At 36.5% G+C, this 7411-nt stretch carries 13 protein-coding genes and 2 pseudogenes; 8 read left to right on the forward strand and 7 right to left on the reverse strand.

Annotation, left to right across the window (positions count from 1 at the left end):
- Positions 1-160: 160 nt before the first annotated feature.
- From BpJC4_RS15270 to BpJC4_RS17220, 7 genes and pseudogenes are all read right to left on the reverse strand, one after another.
- The gene (locus BpJC4_RS15270) at positions 161-1351 is read right to left on the reverse strand and encodes a tyrosine-type recombinase/integrase (RefSeq protein ID WP_151698162.1); all 1191 of its coding nucleotides are present in this window, start codon (positions 1349-1351) and stop codon (positions 161-163) included.
- A gap of 120 nt (positions 1352-1471) precedes the next feature.
- On the reverse strand, positions 1472-1597 hold the full coding sequence (locus tag BpJC4_RS16875) for a hypothetical protein (protein ID WP_259370071.1): 126 nt from the start codon (positions 1595-1597) through the stop codon (positions 1472-1474).
- 104 nt (positions 1598-1701) lie between these two features.
- A complete protein-coding gene (locus tag BpJC4_RS15275; RefSeq protein ID WP_151681964.1) occupies positions 1702-2220 on the reverse strand; it encodes a DUF1829 domain-containing protein in 519 nt (172 codons plus the stop codon).
- Positions 2217-2471, reverse strand: coding sequence for a DUF1828 domain-containing protein (locus tag BpJC4_RS15280; RefSeq protein ID WP_151698163.1), 255 nt, complete (start codon positions 2469-2471; stop codon positions 2217-2219). The genes BpJC4_RS15275 and BpJC4_RS15280 overlap by 4 nt, the downstream gene beginning before the upstream one ends.
- 20 nt (positions 2472-2491) lie before the next feature.
- Positions 2492-2878, reverse strand: a pseudogene (locus tag BpJC4_RS17210) (DUF6978 family protein); the annotation flags it as partial.
- A 100-nt stretch (positions 2879-2978) separates the two neighbouring features.
- Positions 2979-3089 carry an excalibur calcium-binding domain-containing protein gene (locus BpJC4_RS17215; RefSeq protein WP_151681968.1) on the reverse strand — a complete coding sequence of 37 codons (111 nt, stop codon included), beginning with the start codon at positions 3087-3089 and terminating at the stop codon, positions 2979-2981.
- Complete coding sequence (locus BpJC4_RS17220) at positions 3058-3240, reverse strand: hypothetical protein (RefSeq protein ID WP_172968380.1); 183 nt, start codon at positions 3238-3240, stop codon at positions 3058-3060. The genes BpJC4_RS17215 and BpJC4_RS17220 overlap by 32 nt, the downstream gene beginning before the upstream one ends.
- 15 nt (positions 3241-3255) lie before the next feature.
- Between BpJC4_RS17220 and BpJC4_RS15290 the strand changes: the two genes are divergently transcribed.
- The 8 genes and pseudogenes from BpJC4_RS15290 to BpJC4_RS15320 form a co-directional block, all read left to right on the forward strand.
- Positions 3256-3672: a phage portal protein gene (locus BpJC4_RS15290; RefSeq protein WP_151698164.1), complete on the forward strand. Its 417-nt coding sequence runs from the start codon at positions 3256-3258 to the stop codon at positions 3670-3672.
- 2 nt (positions 3673-3674) lie between these two features.
- A complete protein-coding gene (locus BpJC4_RS16260) occupies positions 3675-3842 on the forward strand; it encodes a hypothetical protein (RefSeq protein ID WP_172968328.1) in 168 nt (55 codons plus the stop codon).
- A gap of 5 nt (positions 3843-3847) precedes the next feature.
- Entirely contained in the window at positions 3848-5014 is a 1167-nt protein-coding gene (locus BpJC4_RS15295) for a phage minor capsid protein (protein WP_308690686.1), read from the forward strand.
- A gap of 34 nt (positions 5015-5048) precedes the next feature.
- Entirely contained in the window at positions 5049-5375 is a 327-nt protein-coding gene (locus BpJC4_RS17225) for a polymorphic toxin type 50 domain-containing protein (protein WP_371862314.1), read from the forward strand.
- Between the two features lie 2 nt (positions 5376-5377).
- Entirely contained in the window at positions 5378-5599 is a 222-nt protein-coding gene (locus BpJC4_RS15305) for a hypothetical protein (protein ID WP_151698165.1), read from the forward strand.
- Between the two features lie 153 nt (positions 5600-5752).
- Positions 5753-6013 (forward strand): hypothetical protein, encoded by a 261-nt coding sequence (locus BpJC4_RS15310; protein ID WP_151698166.1) that lies wholly within the window; start codon positions 5753-5755, stop codon positions 6011-6013.
- The gene (locus BpJC4_RS16265; protein ID WP_172968332.1) at positions 6010-6165 is read left to right on the forward strand and encodes a hypothetical protein; all 156 of its coding nucleotides are present in this window, start codon (positions 6010-6012) and stop codon (positions 6163-6165) included. The genes BpJC4_RS15310 and BpJC4_RS16265 overlap by 4 nt, the downstream gene beginning before the upstream one ends.
- Positions 6166-6937: 772 nt before the next feature.
- Positions 6938-7411: pseudogene (locus BpJC4_RS15320) on the forward strand (hypothetical protein); the annotation flags it as partial.

Consider the following 7411-nt stretch of genomic DNA (forward strand, 5'->3'; position numbering starts at 1 on the left):
TATGTTAATTTTCAGGGTAAATCACTGGGAAAAATATCAAACTTTGTATCAGGTGAATTCCACTTCTCTCGATATGAATTATCTACAGTCAGCATTCTACACATGTGGAGTGTGTCGTGCCTTTATCCTTGAAATAAAAGGGTTTGAAGGCAAGGTATGTTCACATTGACCACATTTTGACCACATACCTTGCCAATTTATATTTTGTAATGTATTTTTCAAATAGATCAACGGATTTTTCAGCCATTTTTTCGGTCACATGTGCATAGACGTCTCCGGTGGTTTTTATGCTGCTGTGTCCCAATCTTACTTGCAGTTCTTTTAGAGGCATTCCTGACTCAAGACATATTGTTGCATGTGTATGTCTTAGGTCGTGGAACCTTATCTTGGTAACGTTGGCTAATTTGATTATTTTATTAAAATCAGATGTTAAGGATCTCGGAAAGACAGGCTTACCTAATTTTGTAGTAAAGACAAGATTAAGTTCATCATTATAACTGTTTCTAAACGCCATTTTTATTTTTGTTTGCTGGACTTTCCATTCCTTTAAATCTTTAATCAGTGATTCCCCAACTTTTATTACTCGATTTGATGCTTCGGACTTTGGAGTACCGAAGCGATAGCCATCTTTATCGTAAATCAAAGTTTTTTCTATTTTTATTGTTTGTTCTTCAAAGTTTATATCTGACCATTGTAGTGCAAGTATTTCCCCACGCCTAGCCCCTGTTTTTAAAGCTGTACTTACTATCGCGAATGTTCTTAGATCATAAATTTTTGCAACCTCTAAGAATTGATTCATTTCATTTAATGACCATGTTTTTTGTTCTGATCTTCTCGGCCGCGGTCTTTCAACGTCAATTAATGGATTTGAATTAATGATTTTCCATTTCCTTGCTGTTTCTAAGCAACCATACAAAATAGTGTTGATGTATTCAACATATCGAGATGACAAGCCTTCATCTGACAGGTCGTTTATGAATTTTTGAAGCAAAATAGGTGTGAGTTGTATTACCTTATAGTTTCCTAATACAGGAATTATTCGAAAATTGACGGCATTATTGTACTCGCGAAGCGTGGTTTCTTTGATTTTCCTTTTCATTATAAGTTCGAACCAACGTTTAAATAAATCAGATACAGTTATATTCAAGGTATCTTCATCGACTTCCAATTTATCCTTGCGCTTAAGTTCTTCCATTGCTTCATTTACTTTTTGCTGTGCTTCTTTTTTTGTATCTGCTCTTCTGGTTACTTGTCTACGTTTTCCTGTTATAGGATCACGTGGCCCATCCTCAGTGCATTTCCATTTGTAACCCTGTTTATTTTTAGCCGGCACCTTTTGAAAGTAAGCCATAACCAATCTCCTTTCGACCACATTTTTTGACCACATGATCAGCATTTAAAATTCTGTAGTATTGGTCAATAGGGATAGAAATACATATTAATTTTAAATGTGATCCTCCTCTTCAAGCAATTAGACCGGCGTATCAACTACTCTTTCCGCCAAGGCAATCATACGGCCGTTTACAATATGTATTTTTGACAATACGGGGATTGGTGCGGTTTTTTGCTCTGGATCTTTTTTGTTTTTGTCTTCCATCGAACTTACCCCCCTTTAAAGAATATTTGTTCTTGGAATGTATGTTCTGTTTAAAGTTCTAAGAAAAAGCCCTCGAGGGGCATGTAAAATTTTCACTTTTGAATTTATATGACCTTTAAATTTGTTACCCATTCTTGCCTTTTTGACCATTCCAAAACATCTACAGAATAGTTTTTAAAAGGACCTAAAAAACTATCTGACAGTGGTTTATTGGTGTCATTGGCAATGATCAGTAATTCAGAATTTTTCCTAGCATCTTTAATATCAAGCCATGAGAACAATGGTTCAACATAGCTATCGCCAGAAGGAGAATTAATTGCTTTTATTAATTTTTCATTCCTTGTTTTAGATCGTGGGAGAGCAAAATCAAAGTGGTTTGTTTTTCCTGAAATTCCTACATAGCTTGGGCCTTCGCTAAAGAAAACACCATTTTCTAAGAAGAAGTTTGATATTTCTTCTGTAAAAATGCTGATGACGGTGTTTCTTGAAGTTAAAAGCATATCTGAAATTCTTAAGACACATTGAATTAATCGATGTTGCGCTTCTGGATAGTCATTCACATTGTCAAAAGTAGAAAAAAGTTCTTCAGTATTAGGATTAAAATTAACTCCAAATGTTTTCAATGTAATATTAAAAAATTCTTTTCTTTTTTTTTTGAACTCTTAATATCAACGCCGAGTATGCTCAGTTCATTTATAGTGTAGCCATCGTCAGATATGATGTACTGATTTTTTTCCTTAGATAAAAATAACTGAATATAATCGTGGTGCATATCAACAAAAGGAGTAGTGATAGCAATAAATGAATCAAAATTCTCAAATGCAATTTTCTTTTGATTCCATTCATTGTATGTTCTTAGTAACTCATCAATCATTGATACACACCTCCAGTTCGCTAAAATAATTCTGCCTGATATTCATAATTATAGTCATTAATATTCCCGACATTACATCTTTCTAAAAACTTCCTCAAAATAACAGTAATTTCTTTCAATTCTTCTTCCGTCAGATACATTTTAGCATAATTGTCATCTAGGGGATATGCAATACTGTCTCCGTAATCAGGATGCGCAATATGTAAATGAGGGCACGGTATCACCTGATTTGCCAGAGGAAAGTAGCCTGGTGGATTCGGGTGATCTTGTACAATAATATCTAGTCTCAGTAGAGGGCTTTCCTTATGTTGTTGCTCCCTTAATTGGAAAGTACATTGCAGCTTTTTCCTGCCTTTTCGATTGGTATCAACCCAGAAATAAAAAGAGCTACTTTTCAGTTCTATTTTTTTATAATCCCCTTTTTAAGGGAGTTCGATTGGATTATTTTTTTCTATGATTCTTTTTAAGCAGGATATTAGTTCATTTATTGTATTAAAATCCACTTTATCATCTGCTTTCATAATGGTTTAAGGAAAAGCCCACGGGGGGGGGCTTCCTTATCTCCTCACAAGCAATGCCATCTTTATCACGGTCCAGTTTGTGGTTTGCGTTGTAAATCCCCCCTAAAAAAAATAATTGGTATTGATGTTAAAATAATAATAGCTAATAGAAAAACTGAACATCCAGTTGCACCCCTTTTTGCAGCAGCAATTTCCTTTTTGAAAACAGGTTTGTATTCATATTCGTAAGGTGGTTGTTCACGTTCCATTTTGTAATATGATGTATTACGGCTTTTACAGGCGGGGCCAGCGTACAAACGGCAACGCAAGTAATCTCCGAGAACAGTAAAACATTCCGGATGAAAAACAGCCATGAAACACTGATTGAAGCAGGCATAAAGGAACTGATTGAGGTCATTCTGCAGCTGCTTGTGGTTTATGGAGAACTTCCGGCCATGCCAAAAATCGAAGTGACAGTCGACTTTGACGACTCGATTGCAGAAGACAGGCAGGCAAACGCGACTTATTACAGCGGATTGGTAGCACAGGGTCTCATGCCGAAGGTGAAAGCGATCATGCGCATTTTCGACTTACCAGAAGAAGAAGCGCGTAAATGGCTTGAGGAAATCCAGCAGGAATCCGCAACAGCGACGGCTGCGGCGATAGATCTGTTCGGTACTAATCAAGAAGGTGGTGGATAACTATGAAAAGCAAAAAGCAATTAGAAGAAGAGGCTCAAGAAGTGTTAGAGGCTATTGGCGACTTAATAAAGCAAAAAGCAAGCCAACGTATTGATAATGAGAACTTGACAGAATTCTCAAACATTGTTTGTTCGTATGAAAATTTATATCGCACAATCAATGAGTGTTGATAATCATGGATCCACTCAAGCAACAGCAAATTTCAGTACCGACCATAGAGGTGTATTTGGCAATCGAAGAACAAATCTTTTTGAATGTCGCTAAGTGCCTTAAAAAGAATCAATCTTTGCTCACGCCGGAAAACATTCACACATGGCAGGCGCAGCAGCTAGGTTTGCTTGGAGCACTCATACAAGCCAATATCATTACGATTGCGAAGAATAGCGGCAAAGCCATTGATGAGATATCAAAGGCCCTGAAAGAAGCTGGCTACTTGGCAGCAGGAGAGTTTGAAAACGACTTGCAAGAAGCAGTGAGACAAGGGAAACTTGTTGAACCGCCGGGTGCATTGGAAAATAGCAAATCGCTTGAAAATATCTTATCCGCATTTCAGGCGCAGGCAAAACAAACCTTTAACATGGTCAATACAACCATGCTGCAGCAGTCACAGCAGGCTTATATCAATATTTTAAGCACAACGGTAGGAAAGACATTGACGGGCGCACAAACGCCATTTCAGACCATGTCAGACGCCGCAAAGCAATGGGCAGAAAAAGGTATTCCGGCACTGGTTGATAAGGCGGGAAGGCAATGGAGCACAGAAGCGTATATGAACATGGTAGTAAGGACATTGGTAGGAAATGTCGCCAACGAAATGCAGTTGGGCCGTGCTCAAGAATACGGCGTTGACCTGGTTGAAGTCAGTTCGCACATGGGCAGCCGGCCGTCACATGAACCATTTCAAGGGCATATTTTTTCGATCTCAGGAAAGAGCAACAAGTTTCCGCCACTGAGCAAAACCGGTTACGGTACACCCGGTGGATTGCTCGGCATCAATTGCCGTCATGAAATTTTTCCGTACATTGATGGGGTAAGCAAGAAGACTTATCATCTGGTTGACCACGAGAAAAATAAACAGGCATATATTGAATCGCAGAAACAGCGAGCGCTAGAACGCAGAATTAGAGCGGCTAAGCGTGAACAGATGATGATGGAGGAAATTGGCGATAAAGAAGGTGCGCTGAAAGCAAAACAGAAAGTACGAGAACAGCAGGCGGATATGCGGGCGTTTATCAACGACACTGGCAGGACACGTCGGTATGACCGGGAACAAATAGGTTTAATGACTAAACGGAACGCGGAAGAAACATATCAACAATTGACAAGTAAAAAAAGAGATTAGAAATAAAATTAAAAATGGAGTAATTACAACTAATATTAATCCCGAAAAACAAGCACGGCACATTTACGGTAATCCATCATATGAAGCATATAAAAATAAACTGGAGAAAAAAGGAATTCATGGTCTGAGTTACATTATAATTTCACAAGAAGAAGCTCAAAAATTAGTAAAAAAATATGCTGGAACAGGAAGAATATGGTTGAATGGTTTAAAGTTCGCTAATAAAGAAACAATTCTTAACAACGAACAAAAAATAGGGTATTATGTAGATATAGAAGGAAATCATATTTTAACCAGTGTGTTTGATATACGGTATTCAAAGACAGGAGTCCATATTTTCCCGACAAAGGGAGATGGTTGATTTTGAAACTTATGCAAATAAAGCCATATTTGGAGAAGCAAGTAATACTAACCGATAGTAACGGAAAACGGTATGAAGGCTTTCTTACTAATTATGTTCCAGAATTAGATGATGATAATTTAATTGAAAATGTTGATTTAATACCAAAAGATCAACAAAATACGACTAAAGGATATGGATTTACTTTCACATTGGATCAGATTAAAGATATACAAGCAATGTGAATATTCCTATATACTCAAAATAGGCAAGCTATGAAATATCAAGTTAAAGGAATCATCTTTGTGGTATCTGAACAAATTGAATAGATAAAATAAGCATCCAAATTAGTGGGTGCTTTTTATTTTGTCTATAAAACGAAGAATGAGGGATAAGGCATGAAATACGATGTGAAAACCAAAGATGGGGGATTTGAAGTTGACGAAGTGACAAGTGTCACAGTTGATGAAATCGGTGTGTACTTCATGAAATTTGGTGTAACACTCGCTTTCGTTCCACTTAGTGAATTGAGCTATTTCAAAAAATACGAGCCTGAAAAATTCGTGAATCGTACTTACGATGGGAACGGAAACGCATTTGTTTCTGCCGAAGGTCCCATTCAAGGATACGGACCGGTTGTATTAGGGGATGACAAATGAGCGAAATCAGAGTGACGCAAGAAAAAGTTGACGAAATCTATGAAAATACCATGTTTCTTGAAAATACTGTGCTTGACAAAGTATTCCTTTGCATCGCACAACTGCCAAGCGGCTTTACTATCGTGGAATCATCCGCTCATTTTTCGTTTTGAACATTTCCGTTTCCTCCTTTAGTTCATTTCTTTATCTTTCTGTTAATATTCCAGAGCGTTTTTTTGCAAATAAAATAAAAAAATCCCGAAAAAATTTCGGGATGTGTAGACAAACAGTTCTTTAAGAATTGTTTCTTCTTTCCACAATCAGTTTTTCGAGTTCCTTTAAATCTTCTTCCGTTGCCAGATTTCGAATAAAGGAACGGGCGGAGGAGCGCAAGGATAAAGTTATCTTTTGTTTTAGTGTTTTTGGATGAGCAGCAGCATGTTTACTACCGGATCCCGCCTTTGTCAATGGATAGCCGACAAATCCAATGACCAATAAAAACACAATGATTAAACCAATCTTGAATTTTTTAATAGCGCTAATATTATAAACGCACTAAAAATAATTACTAACCACCCTAAAATTTTTAATAGCAAAATAAAATCCCCCTAATACTTTTTTGCTTATATATTATCATTATCATGTAAATTGGAAAAGCGGTTCCGCAAAAATTTTGTCAAAAAAACTGCAAAAGTGGCTGGCCGGGATAAATATCCAGATACTCACTTTTGCAGAGGCAAAATAATTTTGCATTTATTTTGCATCAAGGTTTTTTAAAATGCTTCTAAAGCTTTATATATCAAGCTTTTTGTACTATAAGTTCGATTCCTGCCGAGAATTCAACAACCAGCCCTGATACAACAGTGCAGTAGGTCAAAAGAAGGATAATCTCCTTTTCTGTCGAGTATTTTCGATGAAAAGGAGGAAATAATTGATGGATGATATATGAAAGGGATACAAGAAATAGAGTCGAGTGAAGGATGGAGAATTATTAATAAAATAGATAATTTACAACTTAGTTATACAGTTTTTCGAAGAAATTATGAAGAATTAAATAAACTCCTTTCTAAATATGAAAGCGATCAGGATTTAGCGCTACAATTGATGGTACGTGATAACAGAGAATCATTTAATGCTTTTTTGGGTGAAATAACTAGATTACTTCATAATTTTCTTGTTTCGGTTAAATCCTTAGTAGATCATACTCGTATATTTTACCAAGAGGAATACGAAGGAACAGAATTCGAAAATGATTACAATGAAAAAATAGAGGAACATTTCAGTAATGTACCAGTGTCAAAATTCGTTCAAGAATTAAGAAATTATACTCTTCATAAGGCACTTCCTTTAACAGGAGCGACAATTAACATTGATAAAGAAAAAGGTATGAGCCAATCAATCACTCTTAATATTGATAGT

This window comes from Weizmannia acidilactici, assembly GCF_008974185.1.
GTDB lineage: Bacteria > Bacillota > Bacilli > Bacillales > Bacillaceae_C > Weizmannia > Weizmannia acidilactici.

Coding starts and splice junctions, on each gene's coding strand:
- BpJC4_RS15270 (WP_151698162.1), bottom strand. CDS start 1,351: ATGGCTTACTTTCAAAAGGTGCCGGCTAAAAATAAACAGGGTTACAAA.
- BpJC4_RS16875 (WP_259370071.1), bottom strand. CDS start 1,597: ATGGAAGACAAAAACAAAAAAGATCCAGAGCAAAAAACCGCACCAATC.
- BpJC4_RS15280 (WP_151698163.1), bottom strand. CDS start 2,471: ATGATTGATGAGTTACTAAGAACATACAATGAATGGAATCAAAAGAAA.
- BpJC4_RS17220 (WP_172968380.1), bottom strand. CDS start 3,240: ATGGAACGTGAACAACCACCTTACGAATATGAATACAAACCTGTTTTC.
- BpJC4_RS16260 (WP_172968328.1), top strand. CDS start 3,675: ATGAAAAGCAAAAAGCAATTAGAAGAAGAGGCTCAAGAAGTGTTAGAG.
- BpJC4_RS15295 (WP_308690686.1), top strand. CDS start 3,848: ATGGATCCACTCAAGCAACAGCAAATTTCAGTACCGACCATAGAGGTG.
- BpJC4_RS15310 (WP_151698166.1), top strand. CDS start 5,753: ATGAAATACGATGTGAAAACCAAAGATGGGGGATTTGAAGTTGACGAA.
- BpJC4_RS16265 (WP_172968332.1), top strand. CDS start 6,010: ATGAGCGAAATCAGAGTGACGCAAGAAAAAGTTGACGAAATCTATGAA.